This is a genomic window from Nonomuraea sp. ZG12, assembly GCF_052068115.1.
Taxonomy (GTDB): domain Bacteria; phylum Actinomycetota; class Actinomycetes; order Streptosporangiales; family Streptosporangiaceae; genus Nonomuraea.
The window spans coordinates 142,191-168,304 of sequence record NZ_JBQHCW010000017.1 but is presented as its reverse complement, the minus strand read 5'-3'; the positions used below and the strand labels follow the sequence as shown (position 1 = coordinate 168,304).

At 70.4% G+C, this 26,114-nt stretch carries 26 protein-coding genes; 22 read left to right on the top strand and 4 right to left on the bottom strand.

The window, feature by feature from the left end; translation table 11 throughout:
- Window positions 1-7 precede the first annotated feature (7 nt).
- The 3 genes from ACTMTF_RS34625 (at window position 8) to helR (ending at window position 3,752) form a co-directional block, all read left to right on the top strand.
- Window positions 8-217: a ferredoxin gene (locus tag ACTMTF_RS34625; protein WP_441114454.1), complete on the top strand. Its 210-nt coding sequence runs from the start codon at window positions 8-10 to the stop codon at window positions 215-217.
- Between the two features lie 149 nt (window positions 218-366).
- A complete protein-coding gene (locus ACTMTF_RS34620) occupies window positions 367-1,608 on the top strand; it encodes a glycosyltransferase (RefSeq protein WP_441114453.1) in 1,242 nt (413 codons plus the stop codon).
- Entirely contained in the window at window positions 1,605-3,752 is a 2,148-nt protein-coding gene (gene helR, locus ACTMTF_RS34615) for an RNA polymerase recycling motor ATPase HelR (protein ID WP_441114452.1), read from the top strand. The genes ACTMTF_RS34620 and helR overlap by 4 nt, the downstream gene beginning before the upstream one ends.
- 70 nt (window positions 3,753-3,822) lie before the next feature.
- On the opposite strand, the gene ACTMTF_RS34610 is transcribed toward helR, so the two are convergent.
- Window positions 3,823-4,176 carry a hypothetical protein gene (locus ACTMTF_RS34610; RefSeq protein WP_441114451.1) on the bottom strand — a complete coding sequence of 118 codons (354 nt, stop codon included), beginning with the start codon at window positions 4,174-4,176 and terminating at the stop codon, window positions 3,823-3,825.
- A gap of 236 nt (window positions 4,177-4,412) precedes the next feature.
- On the opposite strand from ACTMTF_RS34610, the gene ACTMTF_RS34605 reads away from it, so the two are divergent.
- Window positions 4,413-6,335, top strand: a complete 1,923-nt coding sequence (locus tag ACTMTF_RS34605) for a S8 family peptidase (protein ID WP_441114450.1) — start codon at window positions 4,413-4,415, stop codon at window positions 6,333-6,335.
- A 70-nt stretch (window positions 6,336-6,405) separates the two neighbouring features.
- Entirely contained in the window at window positions 6,406-7,203 is a 798-nt protein-coding gene (locus ACTMTF_RS34600) for a class I SAM-dependent methyltransferase (protein WP_441114449.1), read from the top strand.
- Window positions 7,204-7,209: 6 nt separating this feature from the next.
- On the opposite strand, the gene ACTMTF_RS34595 is transcribed toward ACTMTF_RS34600, so the two are convergent.
- On the bottom strand, window positions 7,210-8,181 hold the full coding sequence (locus ACTMTF_RS34595; protein WP_441114448.1) for a helix-turn-helix transcriptional regulator: 972 nt from the start codon (window positions 8,179-8,181) through the stop codon (window positions 7,210-7,212).
- 60 nt (window positions 8,182-8,241) lie between these two features.
- Between ACTMTF_RS34595 and ACTMTF_RS34590 the strand changes: the two genes are divergently transcribed.
- Both ACTMTF_RS34590 and ACTMTF_RS34585 read left to right on the top strand, forming a co-directional pair.
- Window positions 8,242-8,814, top strand: a complete 573-nt coding sequence (locus ACTMTF_RS34590; protein WP_441114447.1) for a DinB family protein — start codon at window positions 8,242-8,244, stop codon at window positions 8,812-8,814.
- Window positions 8,811-9,272 carry a VOC family protein gene (locus ACTMTF_RS34585; RefSeq protein WP_441114446.1) on the top strand — a complete coding sequence of 154 codons (462 nt, stop codon included), beginning with the start codon at window positions 8,811-8,813 and terminating at the stop codon, window positions 9,270-9,272. Before ACTMTF_RS34590 ends, ACTMTF_RS34585 begins: the two co-directional genes overlap by 4 nt.
- A 34-nt stretch (window positions 9,273-9,306) precedes the next feature.
- On the opposite strand, the gene ACTMTF_RS34580 is transcribed toward ACTMTF_RS34585, so the two are convergent.
- Window positions 9,307-10,329 (bottom strand): M48 family metallopeptidase, encoded by a 1,023-nt coding sequence (locus ACTMTF_RS34580; RefSeq protein ID WP_441114445.1) that lies wholly within the window; start codon window positions 10,327-10,329, stop codon window positions 9,307-9,309.
- A 296-nt stretch (window positions 10,330-10,625) separates the two neighbouring features.
- On the opposite strand from ACTMTF_RS34580, the gene ACTMTF_RS34575 reads away from it, so the two are divergent.
- The 8 genes from ACTMTF_RS34575 to ACTMTF_RS34540 all read left to right on the top strand — a co-directional run bounded on the left by ACTMTF_RS34575 (window position 10,626) and on the right by ACTMTF_RS34540 (window position 17,077).
- A complete protein-coding gene (locus ACTMTF_RS34575) occupies window positions 10,626-11,249 on the top strand; it encodes a response regulator transcription factor (protein WP_441114444.1) in 624 nt (207 codons plus the stop codon).
- Window positions 11,246-11,842 carry a DUF4255 domain-containing protein gene (locus ACTMTF_RS34570; RefSeq protein WP_441114443.1) on the top strand — a complete coding sequence of 199 codons (597 nt, stop codon included), beginning with the start codon at window positions 11,246-11,248 and terminating at the stop codon, window positions 11,840-11,842. Before ACTMTF_RS34575 ends, ACTMTF_RS34570 begins: the two co-directional genes overlap by 4 nt.
- Window positions 11,839-13,500 (top strand): zinc-ribbon domain-containing protein, encoded by a 1,662-nt coding sequence (locus ACTMTF_RS34565; RefSeq protein ID WP_441114442.1) that lies wholly within the window; start codon window positions 11,839-11,841, stop codon window positions 13,498-13,500. The genes ACTMTF_RS34570 and ACTMTF_RS34565 overlap by 4 nt, the downstream gene beginning before the upstream one ends.
- 508 nt (window positions 13,501-14,008) lie before the next feature.
- The gene (locus ACTMTF_RS34560; RefSeq protein WP_441114441.1) at window positions 14,009-14,401 is read left to right on the top strand and encodes a fasciclin domain-containing protein; all 393 of its coding nucleotides are present in this window, start codon (window positions 14,009-14,011) and stop codon (window positions 14,399-14,401) included.
- A 107-nt stretch (window positions 14,402-14,508) separates the two neighbouring features.
- Window positions 14,509-16,050 carry a phage tail sheath family protein gene (locus tag ACTMTF_RS34555; RefSeq protein WP_441114440.1) on the top strand — a complete coding sequence of 514 codons (1,542 nt, stop codon included), beginning with the start codon at window positions 14,509-14,511 and terminating at the stop codon, window positions 16,048-16,050.
- A 15-nt stretch (window positions 16,051-16,065) separates the two neighbouring features.
- Window positions 16,066-16,509: a phage tail protein gene (locus ACTMTF_RS34550; protein ID WP_397011358.1), complete on the top strand. Its 444-nt coding sequence runs from the start codon at window positions 16,066-16,068 to the stop codon at window positions 16,507-16,509.
- 2 nt (window positions 16,510-16,511) lie between these two features.
- Window positions 16,512-16,934 carry a hypothetical protein gene (locus ACTMTF_RS34545; RefSeq protein WP_441114439.1) on the top strand — a complete coding sequence of 141 codons (423 nt, stop codon included), beginning with the start codon at window positions 16,512-16,514 and terminating at the stop codon, window positions 16,932-16,934.
- Complete coding sequence (locus tag ACTMTF_RS34540; RefSeq protein WP_441114438.1) at window positions 16,931-17,077, top strand: DUF6760 family protein; 147 nt, start codon at window positions 16,931-16,933, stop codon at window positions 17,075-17,077. Before ACTMTF_RS34545 ends, ACTMTF_RS34540 begins: the two co-directional genes overlap by 4 nt.
- Window positions 17,078-18,779: 1,702 nt before the next feature.
- Here ACTMTF_RS34540 and ACTMTF_RS34535 read toward each other — a convergent pair.
- A complete protein-coding gene (locus tag ACTMTF_RS34535; protein WP_441114437.1) occupies window positions 18,780-19,553 on the bottom strand; it encodes a hypothetical protein in 774 nt (257 codons plus the stop codon).
- An 892-nt stretch (window positions 19,554-20,445) separates the two neighbouring features.
- On the opposite strand from ACTMTF_RS34535, the gene ACTMTF_RS34530 reads away from it, so the two are divergent.
- From ACTMTF_RS34530 to ACTMTF_RS34500, 7 genes are read left to right on the top strand one after another with little or no spacing between them, the layout of a single operon-like run.
- Entirely contained in the window at window positions 20,446-20,601 is a 156-nt protein-coding gene (locus tag ACTMTF_RS34530; RefSeq protein WP_441114436.1) for a hypothetical protein, read from the top strand.
- Window positions 20,602-20,607: 6 nt separating this feature from the next.
- Window positions 20,608-21,045 (top strand): phage tail protein, encoded by a 438-nt coding sequence (locus ACTMTF_RS34525; protein WP_397011351.1) that lies wholly within the window; start codon window positions 20,608-20,610, stop codon window positions 21,043-21,045.
- A 2-nt stretch (window positions 21,046-21,047) separates the two neighbouring features.
- A complete protein-coding gene (locus ACTMTF_RS34520) occupies window positions 21,048-21,803 on the top strand; it encodes a CIS tube protein (protein WP_441114435.1) in 756 nt (251 codons plus the stop codon).
- The gene (locus ACTMTF_RS34515; RefSeq protein WP_441114434.1) at window positions 21,793-23,481 is read left to right on the top strand and encodes a VgrG-related protein; all 1,689 of its coding nucleotides are present in this window, start codon (window positions 21,793-21,795) and stop codon (window positions 23,479-23,481) included. The genes ACTMTF_RS34520 and ACTMTF_RS34515 overlap by 11 nt, the downstream gene beginning before the upstream one ends.
- Window positions 23,481-23,765 carry a PAAR domain-containing protein gene (locus tag ACTMTF_RS34510; RefSeq protein WP_441114433.1) on the top strand — a complete coding sequence of 95 codons (285 nt, stop codon included), beginning with the start codon at window positions 23,481-23,483 and terminating at the stop codon, window positions 23,763-23,765. Before ACTMTF_RS34515 ends, ACTMTF_RS34510 begins: the two co-directional genes overlap by 1 nt.
- Before the next feature lie 2 nt (window positions 23,766-23,767).
- Window positions 23,768-24,172 (top strand): GPW/gp25 family protein, encoded by a 405-nt coding sequence (locus ACTMTF_RS34505; protein WP_441114432.1) that lies wholly within the window; start codon window positions 23,768-23,770, stop codon window positions 24,170-24,172.
- A complete protein-coding gene (locus ACTMTF_RS34500) occupies window positions 24,169-26,112 on the top strand; it encodes a putative baseplate assembly protein (protein WP_441114431.1) in 1,944 nt (647 codons plus the stop codon). The genes ACTMTF_RS34505 and ACTMTF_RS34500 overlap by 4 nt, the downstream gene beginning before the upstream one ends.
- The last annotated feature ends 2 nt before the right edge of the window (window positions 26,113-26,114 follow it).

The following is a 26,114-nucleotide window of genomic DNA, read 5'->3' as shown; positions in this document are numbered from 1 at the left end:
TAACACCATGAAGGTCACGATCGATGAGGACAAGTGCTGCGGCGCCGGCCAGTGCGTGCTGATCGCGCCCGAGGTGTTCGACCAGCGTGACGACGACGGCATCGTCATCCTGCTGGAGGCGGAGCCGGCGGCGGACCAGCACGCCGCGGTCCGGGAGTCCGCCGCGGTCTGCCCGGGCCTCGCCATCGAGGTCATCGAGGTCGACAAGCAGGCGTGACCGCCTCGCGAGCGGACGAAGAGTGGAGAGGGGAGTGGTCACCTCTTTCCACTCCCAACGTATAGCGCACCAGGGGGCTTGCGGCAAGGCCCGGGTCATGCCGGACAATCGTCCGCCGAGGCTGGAACCTGCGGAAATGGGGGTGCGAAATGCGTGCGTTGCTGTCCACGTACGGGTCGCGCGGGGACGTCGAACCGATGGTGGCACTCGCGGTGCGGTTGCGGGAGCACGGTGCGGAGGTGCTGGTGTGCGCGCCGCCGGACGAGGAGTTCGCGGCGCGGCTGGCCGGTGTCGGCGTGCCGCTGGTGCCGGTCGGCCGGTCGGCGCGCGAGCTGACGACCGCGGCGACGCCGCCGTCGTCCGGGGACCTGCCCCGGCGGGCGGCGGAGCTGATCGCCGGCCAGTTCGACGCGATCATCCCCGCGGCCGAGGGGTGTGACGCGCTGGTGGCGAGCGGCCTGATGCCGGCCGTGGCCGGCGCGCGGTCGGTGGCCGAGCACCTGGGCATCCGCTCCGTGCACGCGACCTTCCAGCAGATCACCCTGCCGGCGCCGCACCGCCCGCCGCTGGCGTACCAGGGCCGGCCGTTCCCGCCGGACGTGACCGACAACCGGGTGCTGTGGGAGCTGGACGCCCAGAGCATCGACGCGCTGTTCGGCGCGGCGCTCAACACCAACAGGGCGTCGATCGGTCTGCCCCCGGTGGACCACGTTCGCGACTACGCCATCGGCGACCGGCCGTGGCTGGCGACGGACCCGGTCCTGGACCCTTGGCGTGGAACGCGTAAGACGCCGGATCTCGACGTCGTACAGACCGGCGCGTGGATCCTGCCCGACCCTCGCCCGCTTCCGGCCGCGTTGGCGGCGTTCCTGGACGCCGGCACGCCACCGGTGTACGTGGGCTTCGGCAGCATGCCCATGCGCGGGTCGGCGGACGCCGCCCAGGTGGCCATCGAGGCCGTCCGAGCGCGGGGCCGCCGGGTGCTCGTCGCCCGGGGCTGGGCGGACCTGGCCCTGATCGATGACCTGGACGACTGCTTCGTCGTCGGCGAGGTCAACCACCAGGAGCTGTTCGGCCGGGTGGCCGCCGTCGTGCACCATGGCGGCGCGGGCACGACGACGACGGCCGCCGGGGCCGGTGCGCCCCAGGTGGTGGTGCCACAAGCGGTGGACCAGCCGTACTGGGCCGGTAGGGTGGCTGAGCTGGGCATCGGCGCGGTACACGACGGCCCGACGCCGACCGCCGAGTCCCTGTCGGCGGCGCTCAGCACGGCTCTGGCCGCTGAGACCCGCGCACGAGCGACCGCCGTGGCCGGCACGATCCGCACCGACGGGGCGACGGTGGCCGCGCAGCTGCTGCACGACACGATCTGCTTGGAGCCAATAGCGTGAACCCGCTGACCACCAGCGCGTTTGACCTTCCCGACCGTCTCCTCCCCAAGGCCGACCCGAAGCTCATCGGCCGCGATGAGCAGCACTTCGCGGCCATCGCGCGGAGCCTCGAAGAGTCCATCGCCGACCTGTCCGACCGGCTCGACGCCGAGCGCAAGGCGCCCGGCGGCAAGGGCCGGCAGGTGCTGGACCGGGACATGGAGATCCACCGGCTGGCCGCCCGCCTGCGCACCCTGCGCCGTTTCGGGCTGGACCTGTGCCTCGGGCACATGGTCGGCGCGGACGACTCCGAGCCCGTGTACATCGGACGGCTGGGGCTCACGGACAGCGAGGGTCGCCGGCTGCTGCTCGACTGGCGTTCGCCGGCGGCCGAGCCGTTCTTCGGAGCAACCCACGCCAACCCGATGGGGCTGGCGAGCCGCCGCAGGTACCGCTGGACCCGGGGGCGGATCAGCGACTACTGGGACGAGGTGTTCACCTCGGACGGGTTCGAGGGGCACGCCGCCCTCGACGACCAGTCCGCCTTCATCGCCAGCCTGGGCGGCGACCGGTCGCCCCGGATGCGTGACGTGCTCGGCACCATCCAGGCCGACCAGGACGCCATCATCCGCGCGGGATCCAGCGGCGCTCTCGTGGTCGACGGCGGTCCTGGCACGGGGAAGACCGTCGTGGCCCTGCACCGCTCCGCCTATCTCCTGTACTCCGACCCCCGTCTCGGTCACCGCCGGGGCGGCGTGCTGTTCGTCGGCCCGCACCAGCCGTACCTGGCCTACGTCGCCGACGTGCTGCCCAGCCTCGGCGAGGAGGGCGTGCAGACCTGCACCCTGCGGGACCTCGTCGCGGAGGGAGCCGCGGCGGCGATCGAGCCCGATCCGGACGTGGCCCGCCTGAAGTCGTCGGCGAACCTGGTGCAGGCGATCGAGCCGGCCGTCAGGTTCTACGAGAATCCGCCCACCAAGGGGATGACGATCACGACCCCCTGGGCCGACATCCGGCTCAGCGCCGAGGACTGGGCCGAGGCGTTCGACGCGGCCGAACCCGGCACTCCGCACAACGAGGCGCGTGACCAGATCTGGGAAGAACTGCTCACGATCCTGATGGACAAGCACGACGGCGAGGTCTCGGCCCACCTGCTCCGCAAGGCGCTGCTGCGCGACAGGGAGCTGCTCACGACCTTCAACCGGGCGTGGCCGCTGATCGAGGCCGCCGATCTCGTCGGGGACCTGTGGACGGTGCCCGCCTACCTGCGGATGTGCGCCCCCTGGCTCAGCCCCGACGAGGTACGGAAACTCCAGCGTGCGGACGCCCAGGCCTGGACGGTGTCCGACCTGCCGCTCCTGGACGCGGCCCGGCAGCGACTCGGCGACCCGGAGGCTGCGCAGCTCAAGCGCCGCCGTGCGGCCTCGGTCGCCGCCGAGCGCGAGCGGATGGCCGCGGTCATCGACAACCTGCTCGAAGCCGACGACGACGGCGAAAGCGCGGTGACGATGCTGCACGGACAGGACCTGCGGGACGCCCTGGTCGACGAGAACGCGCTGCCCAGCGTCGAGCCGGACCAGCTCGCCGGCCCGTTCGCGCACATCGTCGTGGACGAGGCGCAGGAACTCACCGACGCGGAGTGGCAGATGCTGCTGCTCCGGTGCCCGTCCCGGAGCTTCACCATCGTCGGGGACCGGGCCCAGGCCAGGCACGGGTTCACGGAGTCGTGGCAGGAACGGCTGGAGCGGATCGGGCTCGATCGGATCAAGCTGGCGTCGCTGAGCGTCAACTACCGGACGCCGGAACAGATCATGGCGGAAGCCGAGCCGGTCATCCGGGCCGTGCTCCCGGACGCCAACGTGCCGACCTCCATCCGCGGCAGCGACGTCCCCGTCGTCCACGGATCGGCCGCGGAGCTCAGCTCGATCCTCGACACCTGGCTCGCCGCACATGCCGACGGGATCGCCTGCGTCATCGGCGACCCTGCCTTCCGCACGACATCCCGCGTCCGGTCGCTGACGCCGGAGTTGTCGAAGGGGCTCGAATTCGACCTGGTCGTCCTGGTCGACCCGGAGGCGTTCGGCGAGGGCATCGAGGGAGCTGTCGACCGCTATGTCGCGATGACCCGGGCGACCCAGCAGCTCGTCATCCTCACGAGCTCCTGACGTAACCGATCATCCCGCCCGCCGTCGACGGTCAGGGCGGGATGATCGTCGCCGTACTGCCGCGAGGGCGTCAGGCGGGGTCGCGGAGCGCGAGCGCTTCGGCGTCCGTCAGTCCGTGACGGGCCGCGATCCTGCGCCGGGCCCGCACCTGCGCGCTGGTGTGCGGGCGGTATTTCGGCTCCTGCCCGCAGCCGCAGGGCTCGAAGCCTTCGTAGCGGAGCCCCGCGGCCAGAACGGCCGCGACGGCCGCCCACTCGCTGTCCTTGGTCTTGCGCGGCGCGGCGAAGTCATGGCCGGCGAAGGCCATCGGCCGGCGGCAGCGCGTGCAGAGGTGCCCTGCGTCGTCCCAGTGCAGTTTGTGGCTCTGACGGCACGAAACGCACACATAGTGGACTTTGTAGGTGACCATCGCGTATGTGCACACAGGGGCAGAGTACTCCCCGTTGCATAGCACATAACGGAATCACTTCATTTTCACTGGCCTCGTCCGTATCCCGCTATTCTCGATCTTCGCGTTGTATCGCACCGGGATCTGCTGGACGTCAGCAATGGGGGCGATGTCGCCGGGCGCTGTTGCTGGTCGGCTCCCTCCGCCTGCGTATGGTTCTCCCTTCCTCAGTCCGTTCGGTTTCGGGACGGCCAACTCCCCTCGGAGGACCAGTGAGACTGCGGTCTCTACTGGCGAGCGCCTGCGTGCTCGCCATCACCACGATCGCTTCGCCGGCCGTCGAAGCGGCTGCCCAGGCGGCCACCACCGACCCTGTCGTGAGCAGCAGCGTCACTTCCGACGTGAAGGCCGGCGAGAAGGTCCGGGCGATCATCGAGGTCAAGCCCGGCCAGAGCGTCCGCGCGGTGGCCACCGACACCGAAGCGGCGTCGAGCCAGACCGAGGTCATCAACAAGACGGACTCGGATGAGTTCCTGGTCGCCACCGTCGACAAGAAGACCCTCGCCGAGATCAAGACCGACGACCGGATCAAGGCGGTCTACGAGGACGAGCTGAGCAAGCCGACCCTCGCCGCCAGCACCAAGGTGATCGGGTCGGACGAGGCCAACACGCGGGGCTGGACCGGCAAGGGCTCCACCATCGCGATCCTCGACACCGGCATCGACCGGGACCACCCGTTCTTCACCGGACGGATCGTGGACGAGGCCTGCTTCTCCAGCGTCGCCGAGAGCGCGACGTACACATCCGTCTCGTTGTGCCCGAACGGCGAGGAGGCCCAGACAGGTCCGGGCGCGGCCGATGCCGAGATCGCCACGTGCATGGTCAACGGGTCGAACCAGTGCTTCCACGGTACGCATGTCGCGGGTATCGCGGCCGGGAAGAAGGCCGGGAACGCTCCATCCAACGGAGTCGCGCCGGAAGCGGGCATCCTGCCCATCCAGGTCTTCAGCCGGTTCACCGGCTCGATCTGCGGCAGTGCCCCGGCCTGCATCCTGACCTTCACCTCCGACCAGAAGCTGGCTCTGGAGTACGTCGAGAGCACCCGCGGCAAGCACCACACCGTCGCGGCCAACATGAGTCTGGGCAGTAGCACCGAGCACAAGGTCGCCTGCGACGCCGAGTCCGCGCTGACGCCCACGATCGCGGCTCTGAAGAGCGCCGGCGTGGCGACCGTGATCTCGTCGGCCAACAGGGGCTACGACGCCGGCGTCGGCAGCCCGGCCTGTATCTCCATCGCCGTCACGGTCGGCATGACCGACAGCCAAGACGCTCCCGTCCCCCTGGGCAACCGGGGCGCCCTCCTCGACCTCTTCGCGCCCGGCGCCGCCATCAACTCGTCCGTGCCCGACGACACGTACGCCACCCTGGGCGGCACCTCGATGGCCGCACCGCACGTCGCGGGAGCGCTGGCGCTCGTACGGCAGGCGTACCCGGCTCTGACCAGCGACGGACTGGTCGAAAGGCTGCGGACGACCGGCAAGAGCATCACCTACTCCAGCGGTGGCGGCCAGGTGACCACCAAGCGGATCAACCTCACCGCGGCTCTGCCGACCACGCCCGCGCCGACGCCGACGCCGACGCCGACCGTCTCCCCGACGCCGACCATTCCCCCGACCGCGATCCCCACCGCCAAGCCGACCGCCACGGTGACGTCCACCCCAACCCCGTCCTCGACCCCGACCAGGACGCACCGGACGGATCCGCGCTTCGACCCCCAGCCCGTTCCGGACACCTGCAAGCGGGGCAAGGCCACCAAGCCGCTGAGCGCCAAGCAGTGGGCTGCCGAGATGCACCGTAAGAAGGGGTCGCTCAGCGACAAGACCCTGCTGTGCTACCTGTCGCTCGCCCAGAACGGCAGCAAGGTCTTCCCCGAGCTGACCGACGCCGGTTCGCTCGGCAAGGCGTACAAGGTCCTCGCTCCCAAGAGCAAGACCGCCAAGGCGCTGCTCGACCGTGAGCTGCTGGCCGCCTGGCTCAACTACGCCCACGGCGTCTACAACGGCTCCGCCAAGGTCCACGGCAGCACCACGCTGAAGACGGCCGTCGGCACCGCCGAGAAGCACCGCGTCAAGAAGAGCTCATCCGCCCAGCTCAAGAAGGTAGCCGTCTACCTGTACAGGCACGTGAACAAGTAGGACCCAGCGCCGAGAACGGATGCCGGTCGTGCGACAGCGCGGCCGGCATCCGTGCTGTCAGAATCGGTGCGTGTCCCCTGACCGCAGGCTGCGAGCCACCTTCGACAGAGCCGCTGCCACCTACCAGGAAGCGCGCCCCGACTACCCGGCCGACCTCTACTCCGACCTGCTGGCATGCACCGGGGTGACGCCACCCGCGCACCTGCTCGAAGTCGGCTGCGGACCGGGGAAGGCCACGCTGCCGCTGGCGCGGATGGGGTTCCGGATCACGGCGGTCGAGCTCGGCGAGGCCCTGGCGGCGGAGGCGCGGCGCCGGCTCACCGAGTTCGACGACGTCTCGGTGATCACGTCGTCGTTCGAGGGCTGGGAGCCGCCGGAGGGCGCCCGCTTCGATCTCGTGTACGCGGCCACGGCCTGGAAATGGGTGGACCCGGAGGTCAAGTACGCGAAGGCCGCCGCCCTGCTCGCCCCGGGCGGCCACCTGGCGGTCTGGAACGCGGACCACGCGATGCCGGTGGATTTCGACCCGTTCTTCACCGAGATCCAGAAGGTCTACGTGGAGATCGGCGAAGGCCACGACGGCCCGTGGCCCTCCCCGCCTCCCGAGGAGCAACCCGACCCCATGGCCGACGAGTTCGACGCCTCCGGACACTTCACGGTGGTCAGGACGAAGCTCTACGTCTGGGCCCTGCGCTACACGGCGGACGAATACCTCGCCCTCCTCGACACGTTCTCCGGCCACATCGCCATGGAGCCCGCCAAGCGCGACCACCTCTACCAGGAGATCCGCCGCCTCCTCGGCGCCCGCCCGGACGGACGGCTCACCCGCCACTGGTCCGCCGTCCTCACCATCGGCCGGCGCCTGTGACCTGATTCAGGGCGCCGGTGCGGCCGACAGGAGTCTCTCCGCCAGCGCGCGGCAGCGGCTGCCGAGCTCCGGCGGGTCGAGCACCTCGAAGTCGTGCCCCAGCAGGACCATGTGCATGAGCAGGAAGTCGAGGTTTCCAGCGCCGCTGAGCACCTCGCAGAGCTCGCTCCCGCGCCGCCGCACGACGGCCGCCGACGCCGGGATCTGGGCGCGGACCGTGTCGGCCGGCGCGTGCACGAGGAAGCGCGCCTGGTGCCGGTAGACGCGGCTCGCCACGCTCTCCTGCACGTACGTCGCCGCGTCGGGCGCCTCGCGGGGGCGGAAACGCCAGGTGCGCGCCGACACGCCGGTCATCCGGTCGACGCGGAAGCTGCGCCAGTCGTCGCGATCGAGGTCGTAGGCGAGGAGGTACCAGCGCCGGTCGGAGGCGACCAGCCGGTACGGCTCGACCCGCCGCCGTCGCACGTCGTCCCCGGACGGGTAGTCGAAGCCGGCCTCGACCTCGTCGCGGCAGGCCCTGGCCAGCGTCATGATCACTTCCGGGTCGACCGGCGTACGGCCGCCGCCGAAGGACTCCACCGAGTCGGAGAGCGCCCGCACCTCGTGCCGCAACCGGGTGGGCAGCACCCGGTCGAGCTTGGTCAGCGCCCGGAGCGCGGCGTCGCCGGCGCCGGCGACCGCGCCACCCGCGCCCGCGAGCAGCGAGACCACGGTGGCGATCGTCTCCTCGTCGTCGAGAAGCAGCGGCGGTAGGTCCTGCCCCGGACCGAGCTGGTAGCCACCGCCGACCCCCTGGCTGGCATGCACGGGATACCCGAGCGTGCGCAGCCGTTCGACATCGCGCCGTACCGTGCGCGGTGTGACCCCGAGCCGGTCGGCGAGTTCGGGACCGGTCCAGACCTGGCGCTGCTGCAGCAGCCCGAGCAGCGCGAGCACCCGTTCCGTCGTACCCCGCTCGTCACCGCGCGCCATGCCCATGCCACCCACCCTGCCAGATAGCGGACCGATCCTGTCCGCTTGGGGTGTCAAGGTGACGCCATGGACGCAGAACTCGACTGGAACCGGACACTGCGCGAGCAGTGGGAGTTCCACTGGAACCATCAGCTCCGAGCCCGGCTCGACGGGCTCACCGACGACGAGTACTTCTGGTCGCCGGTCCCGGACGCCTGGAGCGTGCGGCCGCGCGGCAGCTCGACCGCGCCCGTGCAGGCCGGCGCCGGGAACTTCACGATCGACTACGCCTTCCCCACGCCGGTCCCCGCGCCCTTCACCACGATCGCCTGGCGGCTCGGCCACGTCATCGTCGGCGTGCTCGCCGGGCGCAACGCGGCGCACTTCGGCGCGCCGGCGGCATCGTACGAGAGCTGGGAGTACGCCGGCAGCGCGGCCACCGCGCTCGCCCAGCTCGAAGCCCAGCTCTACGTCTGGCTGACCGGGGTACGCGGGCTCGGCGAGGCCGGGCTGCCGGTCCCGGTCGGCCAGAAGGAGCCGTACCCCGAGGCACCCATGGCCGACCTGGTGCTGCACATCCACCGCGAGCTGATCCACCACCTGTCCGAGGTCTGCCTGCTGCGCGACCTCTACCTGCACATGAACGGAGCGACCCGATGAGCCGCCACATCCAGGTCACCTTCGACGCCCACGACCCGCGGGCGCTGTCGTCCTTCTGGCGCGACGTCCTGGGGTACGTCCACCCGGCCCCGCCTGGGGTCGACCTGCCCGAGGACGCCGACCCGCTGGCCGCGTGGGACGACTTCCTCGCGCGGGCCGGCGTACCGCAGGAGCAGCGCAACACGAGATCGGCCATCGAGGACCCGGACGGGGACGGCCCACGGCTGTTCTTCCAGCAGGTGCCGGAGGACAAGATCGCCAAGAACCGCGTCCACCTGGACGTCCGCGCGGCCCCCGGGCTGCAGGGGGAGGAGCGGATGGCGGCGCTGGAGGCCGAGTGCGACCGGCTCGTCGCGCTGGGCGCGAGGCGGGTACGCCGCTTCGAGCCCGCTCTCCCGATGAGCGCCGGCTTCATCGTGCTGACCGACCCTGAGGGCAACGAGTTCTGCCTGGACTGAAGCTATGGCCGTAAGGCGTTGAAGGGCGTGCGGCCTATCGGTAGCGGGCCGACTGGGCGTTCTCCCGCAGACTCAGCGCCACGCGCCCGGCCGCCTGCTCGAGCTCCGCCTCGATCTGCTCCATCGCCGCAGCGGATATCCGGGGTGTCGGGTACGGCAGCGCCAGCACGCGTCGCATGCGCAGGTGCGTCGGCGGATGGGTCGTGTCCACCCGAGTCCTCTCCACGCGGGCGGCCTCGCGGCGTTGGTCGAGTTCGGCCTGAGGGATGGCGTCCACATGGGACCGGAGAGCCGCCCACAGGTTCCACGTTCCTACGGCCACGGCGCTGGAGCCGAGGAAGTCGCTGACGGAAGGGGCGCGGGTGGACAGGACGTCCAGGAGCGAGGCGGTGGCCGCGGCGCCGGCCACGTGGGCCTGCATCTCGTCGGCACGGTATTCGGCCTGCTGGGAGGAGTGGTTCAGGAGGAGTTCCAGCAGGAAGATCAGGGCGCGGACGGGGACGCCCAGGAGGGCGAGGAGGCACCGGGTGACCAGGACTGATCCGCCGTCGCCGGGGCGCCACCCGAAGCGGGTGACCACGCGCAGTTCGTGGAGCGAGCGCAGGGCGCTGCCGACCACGAGGCCGTGCCTGGCGTCGCCGTTCCTGGAGTGGGCCATCTCGTGGGCCAGCAGGGCGACGCGTTCCTCCGGGGTGAGGATCAGCCAGAGCGGGTAGCCGATCTCCACCAGACGACGGCGTCGCCGGCCGTAGGCACGGAACGATGCGTTGACCTCGCCGCTGATGGCGACCAGGTCTGTACGGGGCGCCGCCAGGGCCACGCCGATGCCGTCGATGAGGGCGTACAGGTGAGGGGCGTCGGAGCGGGTGAGGGGCACGGCGGAGGCGGGGAAGGGGGCGGGGCGGGGACGCAGCAGCCAGGCGAGGTCCAACGCCACCAGACCGAACAGGATGCCGCCTACGGTCAGGCCGGCGATCAGGTAGATGCCGGTGACCAGGAAGGCCGGCGCCAGAAGGTGAACGACGAAGGCGAGGGCGTAGCCGGTCGTCCGGGACACGCGGCCGGCTGTTCGGAGCGGCTGGGCCGATGGCTGGTGCGGCAAGGATCGCGCGGGCTCCTGGGACGCACTGGGCGCATCGGCGGACATGTCGAACAGGGTGCCAGAGAAGACGCGGGAACTGGCGATGAAGGCGCCACAGAACGGCGGCGACAACCCCGATCTCCGGGGGTGGGGCAAAGCTGCGTTTTTCGCATTCTTTGCCTGTGTCCAGGATGTGGCGTCCTCGTCTCGCGTGCTTTCTGTGCCATTTTCGGAGGTGCCGGCTCGCCAGAGCGAAGTCGAATGGAGATGGGATGGAGCGCATCCAGGTAGTCGTGAAGGCTCACGACCCCATCTCCCGCGCAGGTGTGCTGAGCCAGCTCAAGCAGCGGCCCGAGATCGAGATCCTGGAAACGGACAGTCCGGAGAAGGCGCAGGTCGCGCTGGTGGTGGCCGACAGCGTGTGCGCCGACACGCTGGGCGTCCTGCAGGCGCTGCGATGCCATGGAAGTCTCCGGCTGGTGGTCGTCGCGGGGACCGTGGACGACAGCGGCCTGCTCGCCATCGTGGAGATCGGCGTTTCGGGTGTCGTACGGCGCGCCGAGGCCAGCCCGGAGCGGCTCGTCGCGGCGATCCAGTCGGCCACCGACGGCGCGGGTGTCATGCCGCCGGATCTGCTCGGCCGGCTGCTCACCCAGGTCAGCCGGGTGCAGGGCGAGATGCTCGGGCCGCGCGGGCTGACCTTCGCCGGCCTGGCCGAGCGGGAGGTGCAGGTGCTGCGGCTGATCGCCGAAGGGTGCGACACGGCGGAGATCGCCGCCGCCCTGTCGTACTCGCAGCGTACGGTGAAGACCGTCCTGCATGACATCACCACCCGGCTCCACCTGCGCAACCGGGCCCACGCGGTCGCCTACGCCCTGCGCAACGGGCTGCTGTGACCGGGCAGGGCGGCGTCATCGGAGAGGTGGACCGGGCGCTGGAGGAGCTGATCCGCCGGGAGGTGGTGCGGCGCTCGAAGACGGAGGTCTCCTTCGGCGCGCCCGGCGGGGAGCGGACGGCCGCGACGGTGCACCTGCAGCTGTACGACATCCGTGAGGATCAGGGCAGGCGCCGGCAGGGCACGGTCAACGAGTACGACTCCGACGGCGCGTTGACGGTCAGGCGCTGCCCGCCCCGCTATGTGCGGCTGTCGTACCTGGTGACGGTGTGGGCGCCGCAGCCTGAGGAGGAGCACCGGCTCCTGGACGCCACCCTGCGGGCGTTCCTCGCGCAGGACGCCATCCCCGCCGAGCGGCTGACGGGCTCGCTGGCGGATCTCGGGCTGCCGGTCCCGATGGCGGCCGCCGTGCCGCCACCGGACGACCGCGCCCTCGCGACGGCGCTGGCCGCGTCGGGCGCGGGACTACGGCCGTTCGTCAATGTCGTGATCAGCGCTCCGATGATGCCGGAGCCTCCCACGCCCGTGTCGCCACCGGTCACCAAGCCGCTGACACTGCGCCCCGAAAGCCACCGCACCGGAGGTTCTGGATGAGCGTCACCTGTCCGAAGTGCGGCGACCAGAATCCGGACGGCACCAGGTTCTGCGCCGGGTGCGGGGAGTACCTCGCCTGGGAGCGGCGTGACGCCGAGGACGACACCCGGCGACCACAGCCCGCCGAGCCGCCGCTCCAGGAGCAGCACGCCGAACTGGCCGTCAGTCTGTCCGGCAGCCCCGTCGCCTGCACTCCCGGCGAGCGGGTCTCCACGACTGTGACGGTGCGCAACAGGGGCACCCGGGTGGAGCGGGCCGGCGTCGTGGTCGAGGGCGGCGCGGCGCCGTACGCGACGGTCGTGCCCGAGGAACTCGTGATCCAGCCGGACGACGCGGCCGAGTACGTGGTCACCTTCGCCCCGCCGCGCTCCTCGTCCGTCCGCGCGGGGACGGTGGGTTTCACCGTACGGGCCCGTTCCCAGATCAACTCCGGCATCACGGCCACCGCGGAGGGCCAGTGCGTGGTGGCCGGGTTCGACGACCTCTCCGTCGAGCTGTCCCCGAAGGACTCCCGGGGCTGGTGGATGACCCACCACATGGTGGTGTTCGCCAACCGGGGAAACCTGACCCATCGGGTACGGATCCGCGCGGAGGACGACGAGAACGAGCTGCGCTTCTCCCGGCCGGCGGGCGGGCTCGTGATTCCCCCCGGTCACACCGAACTGGCCCTGCGCGTCTGGGCGAAACCGGGCCTCACCGGGCCGGCGCGCGAGATTCCCTTCGCCACCAAGGTGGACGTCGACGACGGCGCGAAGACGATCCGGGTCGACGGAACCAGGACGGTGCTGCCGCTGGTCACGTCCTGGCCGCTGAGGACGGTCGTCCTCGTCCTCGCCCTGCTCATCGTCGCCGCCGTCGCCATCGGCGCACTGCTCAACGCGCGGGAGCGAGCCATTCTCGATCAGGAGACCTACCTGGCGGGAAGCGGCACGCTGAGCAACGGGTTGACCTCCGTCGAGACGCCCAGACTGCCCGATGAGGCGAGGATCTTCGTCACCCCAGATCTGTCTCAGGGGCCCTTGGCCGAGACGCAGCCCGGCTGGCTGCCGTTCGCCGGCGCTCTGGGCGTCACCGGCCGTGGCTGGACCTCCTTCTCGGTCCAGCCGCTCGACGGGTCGAACATGGACGGAACGGGCTTCAACTACCTCATCGTGAGGGACTCCAGCGGGACGCTCAACGGCCAGTCCTACGAGGCGGGTTCCGGGAGCGTCCAGCCGGGCGAGCGCCAGGTGAGCGTCCCGGCGACCATGGCCACGAGCAGGTCGGTGATCCTGCTGACGGTGGAGACGGACGGGAGCCTCGCGGATCCCGTCGCGGGCCTGAGGGTGGACGCGAAGAACGACGGCGCGTTCACGGTGGCGACCCTCGACCTCGTGCCGGCGCCCGTGGAGATCAGGTTCAGCTGGCTCGTCATCGACTCCGACGATTCCTCGCTGGCCGGGGTGGAGACCACCACCTTCGGGGATCCGGCGCGGATCGACACCTCTGTCGAGAACGGCGTCGTCCTGCTCACCACGGACGTCGCGAACAACGGGCTGTCCGGTTCCGGGGCGACCGGCGTGTACGTGGACGACCAGAGCGATGACGCGTTCAGCGTGGCCGGGTTCAGCGGCCCGGCCGTGGGGTTCGACTATCTGATCGTCGAGCGGAGGGAGTGACCTCGCCCTTTCGGGCGGACCGAAAGGGCTGTTCTCTCCGCCCTTTTGGTGGCATGTCTCGTACTGGTGATGGCTTCGCTCCCGGTGACAGCCTCAGGTTAGACGTCTCGTTTCGGGGAGGCATCGACCCATGGACCACAGGGCCTACTTCTCGTCCATCTGCTTGGCGGCGGCCCTCGTCTCCGCCTCATCGCCCGTACCCGCACCTCCGCCCGACGGCGGTTCGCCGCAGCCTTGGCCCGATCAGCAACAGCGGCCCGATCAACAGCGGCCCGATCAACAGCGGCCCGATACCGATCGGAGCCCGGACCCCGGCTGGGGCAGCCCACCTCCGGAAACTCCGGAGACTCCGGAGCCTCCGGAGACTCCGACGACTCCCAAGACTCCGACCACCCGGACGCCGCGTCCAGCCCCACCGGCCCCACCGGCCCCGCGCAGTCCCGCCCCGACCTGCGACCTGCTCCCGTCGTCGGGGCCCGGCAGCAGAGGCGAGATCAAGGATGAGCAGGTGACCACGGCCCTGGCCGACGTTCCCGAGGCGTCGACCTTCGTGTCGGCCATCGAGCAGGCCGGCTTCACCGACAGATTCAACGACGAGGCCAACATCACCGTGTTCGTCCCGGTGAACGATGCTTTCGACAAGTACGAGGGGACCGAAGAACTGCTCGACAACGAGACGGCTCTCGTCTCGTTCCTCGGCTACCAGGTGGTCGACGGTCGTAAGACCCCGGCCGACCTAGCCCGAGCCACGCTGCGTACCAAGCAGGGCGGCGACATCAAGACCGAGGGCACCGCCGGCGAGATCACCCTGAACGACACCGCCGAGGTGCTGTGCTCGAACATCCAGACGGCCAACGCGACCGTCTACTTGATCGACACGGTCCTCCCCCCGCCCGATTAGCCGCCCGAAAGGGTGGTCGGCTCAGCCTCCAAGGTTGCTCGATGGCGCTGCCGCTGCAGCGGTGAACCGGGAAGAACCTGAGTAACCATGCTGCTCAGGAGGGGCCGATGAGTGAGTCTTCGCCAGGCGTCTATTGGAAAGAAGAGCCCCCTGGGTCTCGACCGATCGAGGGCGTTGCCACGGCTGTGGCGGCGTTCATCGGTTTTGCGGAAAAAGGGCCGAGCCAGGCGACGCTGGTGACCACCTGGGGCCAGTATCAGAAGGAGTTCGGAGGGTTCGTACAAGGCTGCTACCTCCCGCATGCCGTCCAGGGCTACTTCGCCAATGGCGGCAGCTCCTGCTACGTGATCCGCGTCGGCGCCGACGGTACGGAGCCGGAACCCTCCGCTGAACCGCAGGCCATGCTCGGCCCGTTCCGGATTGTCGCCAGGGAACCGGTGCAGGGTGGGCGTGGGCGCAACGAGATCACCGTCGAGGTCTCGGAGGCGCCGACCGAGGAGGGGCAGGCTCCTCCAGAGGACCGGTTCGTACTCACGGTCAAGCGTGGCAAGAGCGCCGAACCGCCGATCACAGTGTCGCTGAAACGTGGCGCCAAGGACTTCATCGCGACTGCCGTCACGGAGAAGTCACGATTCGTCACGGTTGAGGACACAGGGGTAGCAGAAATGGCCAAGCCGGCGCCTCAGACCATTACGTTGCAGGCCCCGCCCCCCGCTCCCGCCCCGCCGCTTCCCGCCCAGGTGAGTCAGGATACGTACGTCGGCAACGCCCATGAGCGCCGCGGCGTGGACGGGCTCGAAGCGGTCGACGAGGTGACCATGATCGCGATCCCCGACCTGATGAGCGCGTTCGAGCGCGGCGCCATCGACGCCGCCGGTGTCGAGGCCGTGCAGGACGCGCTCATCACCCACTGCGATCTCCTGAAAGACAGGATGGCGATCCTCGACCCACTCCCGGGACTTTCCGTAGATCAGGTCAGGATCTGGCGGGAAGATAGCAAGCCGCAGCCCAACCGCTTCGCCACCGTCTACTACCCGTGGCTCACGGTCTTCGATCCGATCAGCAATGGCCCGATCCGCATCCCGCCGAGCGGTCACATCGCCGGCGTCTGGGCACGTAATGACGCCACCCGTGGCGTGCATAAGGCTCCGGCCAACGAAGTGGTTCGTGGTGCGATCGCCCTGGAAACGCAGCTTACGCGCGCTGAGCAGAACATCCTCAACCCGCTCAACGTGAACTGCATCCGTGTCATGCCCGGCCGCGGGATCAGGGTTTGGGGGGCGCGCACCCTGGACCCCGATGGCGCCTGGCAGTACCTGAACGTCCGGCGCCTGTTCAACTACTTGCAGGAGTCGATCCTGAACGGCACCCAGTGGGTGGTCTTCGAGCCCAACGACGACGCCCTGTGGGCCAGGATCCGCCGCACCATCTCCGCCTTCCTCGTCATGGAATGGCATCGGGGCGCGCTGTTCGGCCTCACTCCCGACGAGGCCTTCTACGTCAAGTGCGATCGCGACACCAACCCCGCCGAAAGCATCAGCCAAGGCCGCGTCGTTTGCGAGATCGGTATCGCACCGGTGAAACCGGCCGAGTTCGTCGTCTTCCAGGTATCCCAGATGGCGAGCGGCGTCAGCCTCGTCAGCGAGTAACGCAGGAGATCGCACATGGCACTTCCCGACCTCGACACCGTGGTCGCCCATTCCTTCGGCCTCGAGGTCGACGGCATCACCATCAAACAGATCAGCGAGGTTTCCGGCCTCAAAATGGAACAGGACGTCATCGAGCTGCGGCAGAACACCGGTGACGGCAAGTACGTCGTCAAGAAACTGCCCGGCCGTCCCAAGGCGGGCGAGGTGACGCTCACCCGCGGCCTGACCGCCGACAACAGCTTCGAGCAGTGGGCCAAGGATGCGCGCTTCGGCCGGATGAGCAACGCCCGGAAGGGCGGCGCGATCATCGTCTACGACTTCGAGAACAACCCGATCAAGCGCTACAAACTGACCAACGCCTGGCCGAAGAGCTTGGAGATCAGCACCATGAAGGCGGGCGACACCAGCGTGCTCACCGAGACCCTGGTCGTCACGTACGAACAGCTAGAGGTCGAGTAGGGATGCGCCGCTCGATGGCCGTGGCGGCGCTCCCGGCTTCCGCCGGGGAGCCGCCTCTGCGTACCGAGTTCGCCTTCCGGCTGCCACGCGGCTATCTCGACGAGTCCGGCACCCTCCACCGCGACGGCGTCATGCGGCTGGCCACCGCTCGCGACGAACTCGTCCCGCTTCGAGACGATCGCGTACGGGAGAACGCCGCCTACCTCACCGTCGTGCTCCTCGGCCGGGTGATCACCCGGCTGGGCGGCGTCACCGACGTCCACGCCGGGATCATCGAGAACCTCTTCGCCACCGACCTGGCGTTCCTCCAGGACCTCTACCGCAGGATCAACAGCGAGGGGCACGCACGCGCCGCCGTGGCCTGCCCCGACTGCGGGCACAAGTTCGACGTCGACCTTTCGGGCAGCCGCCTGGGGGAATCATGACCTACGCGACGAATCGCCTCTACGGGGAGGTCGCATACGTCGCGTACCACTTCCACTGGCCCCTCGATGACATCCTCGATCTGGAGCACGCCGACCGCCGCCGGTTCGTCGCCGAGATCGAGGCTCTCGGCGGTTCCCAATGAAACGGCCCTGGCCCCGCCTCCCCTCCCACCGCCCAGCGACGTCCTCCTGGGGGGCTCTGGCGACGCTCGCCTTGGGGTCGTCTCTGGCGACGTCCGCTTGGCGGGCTTGGAGGGCGAGGGACCCGCGTGGGCGGACGTCGTCCGACGCCCAGGCTCTGGTGGCACCCGAGCCGCGTGCCGAATGGCGGTCGCTGCCCCCGATGAGCAGTGTCATCGCCGCCCATCCCCTGATGATCCCGTACGACCGCTTCGCCCTGTCCCTCGCCACCTGGCACAACCCGTCCTTCCTCGCCCCCCTGACCCACCAGATGGCCACCGAAGCCCCCTCCGGCGTCATCCACGACCTGGCCATCCCAGTCCCCAACACCCCCTCCACCTCGTCCCCTTCCCGCACCACACCCGCCACCACCCAGCCGTCCACCCCTTCCCGACACACCACCCCAACGCCGCCCGCTACCCCTTCGCGGGGTGAGGCTGGAGCGGGGTTCGGTACCCCTTCGGGGGGTGAGGCCGGAGCGCCGCCCGCTACCCCTTCAGAGGGTGAGGCCGGAGCGCGGTCCGCTACCCCCTCCCAGCCCGTTACTTCCCCCCGGTCAGCCACCCCGCCGCCTGCCACCCCTTCTAAAGGTGACGCTTGCGCGCCGGTTGCTACTCCTTCGGAGTCGGTTACCTCCGCCTGGTCGGCCACTCCGCGGCCTGGTGTCGCTTCCGGGGGTGATGCTTGCGCGTTGGATGGCATCCCTTCTGGTGGTGGCGCTGGCGCGGCGGCTGTTGCCTCTTTCGAGCCGGCTACTTCCGCTCGGTCGGCCGCTCCGCTGCCTGCCACTCTTGCGGGAGGTGAGGTTTGCGCGCCGTCCGTTTCCCCTTCCCAGCCCGTTGCCTCTGCCTGGTCGGCCACTCCGCGGCCTGGTGTCGCTTCCGGGGGTGATGCTTGCGCGTTGGATGGCATCCCTTCTGGTGGTGGCGCTGGCGCGGCGGCTGTTGCCTCTTTCGAGCCGGCTACTTCCGCTCGGTCGGCCGCTCCGCTGCCTGCCACTCTTGCGGGAGGTGAGGTTTGCGCGCCGTCCGCTACCCCTTCCCAGCCCATTGCCTCCGCCCGGTCAGCCACTCCGCCGCCCGCGACCCCCTCGGGGGGTGACGCTTCCGGGCAAGCTGCTGTCCCTTCCAGGGGTGACACTTGGGCGGCGTCGGCTACCTCCGCCTGGCCGGTCGCTTTGCCGTCTGGCGCCGCTTCCGGGCGTGATGCTTGCGTCCCGCCTGTAACTCCCGCGCGGTGTGACGGCTCCGCGCCTGGTGCCTTCACGCCACCTCTCCATCCGCCGGCGCCCGCGCGCCCCTCCGGGCCCGCGTCTCCACCAGGCCTTGTGCAACCTGTGCCGGCATCGCCGTCCTCGGTGCAGAGCCAGGGAGGGGACGCTGACGCTGCTGGGGCGTCTCACCCTGCGGCTTCTCACCTTGTGGGGTCGGTGGATCCGGGGTGGCCTGATTCGTCGGTCGGGCCTGCTGCGGGGGTGTCGGGTGGGGAATCCGGGTCTGTCGTACGGGTAGCCCCGGCCGGCGGGGCGGTGGAGCCCGTGCGGTCTGTTCCGCCGACCGCGCCTCCAGCGCCGTCTCCGGCGATGGAGACCCAGCCTGTACGGCCTGTGCCGCCCACTGTTGACCCCGTACGGCCAGGTACGCCGGTCGGGTCCGTCGCGGGGGATCAGGCGCGGCCCTTGACCGAGACCGTCACCGTGCCCACCCTCGGCGGCGGAGCGTTCGCCCGGCACGCCACCGAGAGTGCGCAGCCCGGTGAGGCACCCGGCGGCGGGGTGCCGGCGGACGTTCGGGTGGGTGCCGAGGCTCTGGAGGCCGACGGTTCGGCATCCTCCGATCTGAATGCGGTGGAAAGTCCGGGCGCGCCGTTGTCGCATGGGGGCGGCGACACTTGGGACGAGGTCGGCATGCTGCGGAGCACCGCGGACGCGTCCCGGTGGCGTCGCCCGTTGGGCTTGGGTGAGCCGCTCATCGCCGCCCCGGTACGCCAGCCCCCGCTCGCGTCCACGCGGAGCACGTCCGATGACGAGCGACCTCTACCCGTCGCTGAGCGCCAGGTGGGTGCCCCCATCGACACCAGGAGCATCTCGGAAGTCCCTGAGCAGGAGTCCATCCTGTCGGCCTTCCACCCTTCGGACTCTGCGAGCCCGGAGGAGCCGACGACGGGTTCACCCCGGTCGGGCGTGTCTGGGTCGGCCTCACCCACGTTGGAGTCTTCGCGGTCGGATTCCCCCTTGTCGGGCGAACTTGGGTTGGACTCACCCGGGTCGGACTCCTCGAGGTCGGGCAGGTCCGGGTTGGACTCTCCGGGGTCGGCCTTGCCTGGGTCGGGCTCTTGGTGGTCAGGCTCGCCCGGGGCCAGGTCTTCGAGGCCGGGCACGTCCGCGTTGGACTCTCCGGGATCAGGCTCGTCCAGGCCGAACTCTCCCAACTCGTCCAAGCTGGACCACCCGACGCTCGGCCCTCCAAAGCGGATTTCTCCCCGGCCGGACCCCACAATCCCGCAGTCGCCGGGGCCGGAGCTTTCGGGGGTGGACGTTCCAAGGGCGCAGACTGCCCTAGGCCTGGACTCTCCCACGCCGAGCAGTCCAACGTTGGGATCCCCAAGCCCCGAGTCTCCAGCGTTGTGGCCTCCGACGTCCGAGTTCCCAGGGGTGCGGGTTCTGACGTCCGAGTTCACAGGGGTGCTGGCTCCGACGTCCGAGACCTCGGGGGCGGGGTCTCCGAGGGCCGAGCCCCGAAGGCCGGGGTCTTCGAAGGCCGGGTCCCCAGGGGTGGAGTCGACGAGGTCGGACGTCGTTGTAAGGCCGGGGCTCGCTTACCCGGCTTCGGATGCGCGCGGCGATTCGCCCACGCTTGGTTCGGGCGGATGCCGGATCCGGACGGTCGCCTTCGTGCTGAGCCTCCCCGCGCAGCTCGGCAGGAGCTCCGGGACGGAGGACGGCCCGCGGCGGGCCCCGGCATGGCAGGAGCCGATGCCTGCCGCGCTGCTGCCGCCACGCACGTCCGCAGATCTGACTCACAGGCACGACGGTGCTGGTCCCGGACGGCAGATGGGGCCCGTAGATCGGTCCACCGGCCGCTCGCACGGCACCGGAGCACCGGTCACCCGGGCCGTATGGGAGACAGAAGGACCCAGAAGGCAGGCCGTACGGAAGTCCGAGAGAGCACAGAGGCGGGTCGTGGGGGAGCCCGAGAGGGCGGCGGGTGCGCCGGCCGTATGGGAAGCCGGACGCGCTGTGCAAGACGAGCCGGGCGGAGGAACCGGTCCCGAACCGGGCGGGGGAGTCGGGTCGGAGCCAGGTGGGGGACTCGATCAGGAGATCGGGTGCGTGGCGAGGGTGGTCGAGGGGGAGCCGGCAGGGGGGATGCAGGTGGACGAGCTGATGGAGACGCTTTACGAGTCGCTGCTGCGCAGGCTCAGGGCCGATTTCCGGCTGGAGCGGGAGCGGCGTGGGCTCGTGGCGGACCCGGGGTTCTGGGGGTAGCGGGGGATGGCGGACGAGGAGACCGCGGTCGCGGTGTGTTACAGCCTCAAGATCGACGGCGACGATCTGGGGATGTTCGACAGCTGCGACGGCCTCGGGTGCGAGGTCGAGATGGAGCAGCGCGTGGAAGGCGGCAACAACGGGCACGTCTGGCAGCTGCCGACCCGGGTGAGGTTCTCCAACGTGCGGCTGTCCAGGCCGGTCACGGCCGCGAGCAGGGACGTGACCAGGTGGTTCGCGAGCTCGGTGTACGGGATGAGGCGCAGGACGGCGACGATCGAGGCCCGTACCCTCCAGGGTGAGCTGATCACGAGCTGGGGTCTGCGGGACGTGGTCCCCGTCAGATGGACGGGGCCGAGGTTCGACAGCATGACCCCGGAAGCCGCCATGGAGACGGTCGAGCTGGCCCATCACGGGTTCTTCGGACCGGGTTGGGGAGGCTGACCGTGTCATCTCCGCTGGTGTTCGAGTCCTCGGCGCCGTCCACGGCGCCCGGCGACGGGCCGCCGACCAGCCTGGAACGGGCCTACCTGGAGCTCCTTCATCCGCCGAGCACCGGCATCGGCAAGCCCGGCAGGAGCTACGACACCATCAACTTCCAGTTCAATCCGAACGAGCTGGCGTTCACCAAGGCCGCACGCTGGCGGCGGAGCCCGCAGCGCAACACCCGCAGGAGCGGCGTGCCGCAGTTTCAGGGCCCGGACCCGTGCAGGCTGACGCTGGAGATGTTCTTCGACGCCACCGACACCATGGACGACAAGGTGGCCAAGGCCGTGGACAAGCTGTTCAGCTGCGTCGTGCCCACGGACAAGACGCTGGCCAGCGCGCAGTCGTGCCCGCCGTGGGTGGTTCTGCGGTGGGGGCTGCTGAACGGTTTCACCGCGTTCGTCAGCAACGTCACGGCCAGGTTCACGCTGTTCACGCCGGGGGGCCTGCCGATCAGGGCGGTCTGCTTGGTGACGATGGAGGAGATCGCCGGCGTCCCGCCGAAGCAGAATCCGACGTCAGGCGCCGCCGGCACGGTGGACGTCCATGTGGTGGTGGCCGGCGAGACGCTGGCGGCCGTGGCCTACCGGGCCTACGGCGACCCCAGCCGCTGGCGGGTGGTGGCCGAGGCGAACGGCGTCGACGACCCGATGCGGTTGCGGCCGGGCACGCGGCTGCTGGTCCCCCGGATCGAGGAGCTGACCGGTGGCCGCTGAGCTGTTCACGGGCGGGCTCATGGTGGAGGTCGAGGGCAGCCCCCTGCCGGAGGACGTCGCGGCGCTTCTCGCGTCGGGGTACGTCGAGGACAGTCAGCACCTGCCCGACGTGTTCGTGCTGCGCTTCCGCGACGACGGCGGCGTGGCGTTGGGCAAGGGCCGCTTCGCCATCGGTGCGAAGGTCCGGCTCAGGGTGCAGACCTCCGAGCCGGGAGGCCCGCGCCCGCTGATGAACGGCGAGGTCACCTCGGTCGTCCTGGACGTGGACTCCGACGGGACGTTTGCGGAGGTGCGCGGGATGGACGAGGCGCACCGGCTCATGCGAGGACGACGGGTGGCCGTGTATCCGGATATGGCGGTCGCCGACATCGTCAGCATGGTCGCCCGGCGGGCGGGACTGAAGCCCGGCGAGATCGACGCGCTCCCCGGCATCGGCGGGCGGCCGGGCACGCAGATCAACCAGGACGGCATCAGCGACTGGGAGTTCCTCTCCCGGCTGTCCCGCCGGACCGGGGCGCGGGTACGGGTCGTCGACGGGAAGCTGTCGTTCCGGCTGCCGGGGCCGCGCGCCGGGTCACAGGAGGTCACCGTGGCGGCCGGCGGGGCTCTGCTGTCGCTCCGGGCGACCGTCACGGCGGGCGGTCAGGTGCCCGAGGTCGAGGTGCGAGGCTGGGACTACGAGAACAAGCAGGAGGTCACGGCCATGGCCACGCCTTCCGCCGCCGAGGCCGAGGTGCCGGGCGCGGACCCGGTCGAGCTGGGCGGCCGGTTCGGGGCGCCGTCCCTGCTGGCGGGAGACAGCCGGCACCGCTCCCAGGCGGAGGTGTCGGCCGCGGCCAAGGCGCTGGCGGTCGGCCTGGGCGGCGGCGCGGCCGAGCTGGAGGGCGTGGTGCGGGGAGATCCCGAGCTGCGCGCGGGCACCCTGATGAAGCTGGTCAACGTCGGCACGCCCTTCGAAGGGCGCTACAGGCTGTCCGGTACGCGCCACGTCTTCTCCGCGGTCACCGGCTACACCACGGCGTTCACGGTGTCGGCCGGTTCGCCGGGACCGGCGCCGCCCGGCCGGATGGGGCTGGTCCCGGCGATCGTGAGCGACGTGCACGATCCGGCGGGCCAGGGCCGGCTGCGGCTGAGCATGCCGTGGCTGGCCGCCGGCTACACCAGCGGCTGGGCGCGGGTGATGGCGGCGGGCGCCGGCGACGATCGCGGCGCGGTGCTGCCCGTGGAGGTCGGGGACGAGGTGCTCGTCGGGTTCGAGAACGGCGACATCGATCATCCTTACGTGCTCGGCGGGCTCTACAACGGGCGGGACGCGCTGCCGAAGCTGTCGGCCCCGGCGATCGATGACGCAACCGGGCAGGTGAACGTCCGTGCCCTGGTGTCCAGGACCGGTCACCGCCTGGAACTCGTCGACTCGGTCACCGCCGGGGGCGGGGTGCTGCTCGCCACGGGTGACGAGCGGTCGACCGTACGGCTGGACGCGCGGACGGGCGCGGTGACGATCAAGGGGGCCGCCGGCGTCACCGTGGAGGCGGGCAACGGGCCGCTGGAGATCAAGGCCGCTGCCGGCATCACCGTAGACGCCGGCATGGGGCCGCTGGAGCTGAAGGGCGCCCGGGTCAGCGTCACCGGCCAGGCCGACGTGGTGATCCAGGGCCTACAGGTGAGGATCAACTGATGGGATTCGCGGCACGGGTGGGCGACCCCACCGATCACCCCGGGTTCATCACCGGGCCGGGGGTGCCGACGGTGCTCATCGGCGGGATGCCCGCCGCGACGGTGACCACCATGCACTCCTGCGCGTTCCCCTCGCCCACGACCCCGCATCCGCCCACGCCCATCGCCGGGCCCGGCAGTGCCACCGTGCTCATCGGCGGCCTGCCCGCCGCGCGCGTGGGAGACCGGACCGGATGCGGCGCCATGATCATCATGGGTTGCCCCACGGTGTCGATCGGAGGATGACCGTGAACAGGGACTTCATCGGCGCGGGCTGGGCCTTCGAGGTGCGGGCGGACCAGACGGGATCGATCGCGCTCGTCACGGGGGAGCAGGAGATCGTGCAGAGCATCCGGCTCATCCTCGGCACCTCACCCGGCGAGCGGCCGATGCGGCCCGAGTTCGGCTGCGCCATCCATGATCTGGTGTTCGCGCCGGCCAACGCCGGCACGGCCGGGCTGCTCTCGTACGAGGTCCGCACGGCGCTGGAACGCTGGGAGCCGCGGATCGACCTGGTCGACGTCCAGGTGGGCTTCGGCCGGGCGGACGAGGGGATCCTGCTCATCGACATCCGTTACGCGCTGCGCGGAGAGAACGACCCGCGCAACCTCGTCTTCCCCTTCTACGTCATTCCGCCGCACGAAGGAGCATGATGTCGCTTCCCGCTCCCCGACTCGACGACCGGCACTTCCAGGATCTGGTGGACGAGGCCAAGGCGCTGATCCAGCAGCGATGCCCCGAGTGGACGGACCACAACGTCTCCGATCCGGGCATCACGCTCGTCGAGACGTTCGCCTTCATGGTGGACCAGCTGATCTACCGGCTGAACCGGGTCACCGACCTGCACTACATGCGCTTCCTCGATCTCCTCGGGGTGCGGCTGTTCCCGCCGACCCCGGCCGTCTGCGACCTGACCTTCACCCTGGCGGCGAGCAGGGCGCAACCGGTCACGGTGCCGAAGGCCACGAGGGTGGCGAACGAGCACGTGGAGGGAGAGGAGCCCGTCGTCTTCATGACCACGCGAGACCTGGTGATCATCCCGTCCGCGCTCGACCACCTCTGCACCGGGACCGCCGGATCCCAGCCGGTCGACCGCGGCGTCGAGCTCCGGGAGGGGACGGGCGTGGACTGCTTCACCGACCCGCCCCGTCAGAACGACGCGGTCTACTTCGGGCTGCCGAACGCGGTCCCCCGATGCGTCGTCCTCCTCTCGTTCGACTGCGCGGTCGCCGGGGCGGGGATCGATCCCGACGACCCGCCGCTCGAATGGCAGTACTGGAAGGGCGACCGCTGGGCGGCCTGCGAGCTGGAGAGCGACACGACAGGAGGGCTGACCAGGGACGGCGAGGTGCTGCTGCACGTGCCGGACGATCATGTGGCCTCCGTGGTGGCGGACAACCTGGGCGGCTGGCTCCGGTGCCGGGTGGTCGAGGCCCGGCAGGGGGAGCCGTACTCCTCCACCCCGCGCATCATGGCCGTGACCGCGCGAACCATGGGCGGGTCGGTCGAGGCATGCCACGCCGACCTCGTGAAGGACGAGATCCTCGGCACGGCGGAGGGCGTTCCCGGCCAGCGGTTCACCGTCCGGCGCCCGCCCATCGTGGTCACGGACGAGAAGCTGGTCGTGCAGGTGCTCGCGCGCAACGGCCCGCAGGAGTGGACGGAGGTGGACTCCTTCGCCTCCACCAGTGCGAGCAGCCGCCACTTCGTGGTGGACCGGGTCGCGGGCGAGATCGTCTTTCCCCCTGCGGTGCGGGAGAAGGGCGGCTCCATGAATCCCTACGGTGACGTGCCGGAGAAGGGCGCTCTCGTGAAGATGCCCGCCTATCTCACCGGCGGCGGACGCCGCGGCAACGTGGCCCGCGAGGCGCTGGTCGTTCCGCGCGATCCGGTGCCTTTCGTGCGGAAGGTCATCAACCGGAGGCCCGCCGTCGGCGGAGTGGACGCCGAGTCCGTGGCCGCCGCCGCCGTCCGGGGCCCGCTGCAACTGCGGGGCATGGACCGAGCCGTCACGGTCGAGGACTACGAGGCGCTCGCGCGGACGGCGGCGTCGAACGCGGCCCGGATCAAGTGCGTCCCCGTCACCGATTCGGACGGTGGTCCGACCGAAGGCGTGCGGGTGCTGGTCGTGCCGGACGTGCGGGGCACCGAGCGGAACTTTGAGCAATTCATGCCGAAGGAGGAGATGGTCCGCGCTATCGCCCGATATCTGGACGAGCGGCGCTGCCTGGGAGCGCGGATCCTCGTCGAGCCGCCCTCCTACCAGGGCGTCACGGTCGTGGCCGAGCTACGGGCCGGCTCGGCCGTGAACCACGAAGAGGTCCGCGCCCGCGCCCTGTCGGCTCTGTACACCTACCTCAACCCGGTCACCGGAGGGCAGTGGGGCACGGGCTGGCCGTTCGGCCGTCCCGTGCAGGCGGGCGAGGTGCACGCCATCCTCCAGCAGGTCGAGGGTGTCGATCTGATCGACGAAATCCTCCTGTTCGAGGCCGATCCGGTCACCGGGCGGCGTGGCGATCCCGTCCAGCAGATCACCCTGAAGCCGGACACTCTGGTCTTCTCGTACGGCCACCAGATCAAAGTGGAGTCGTGAAG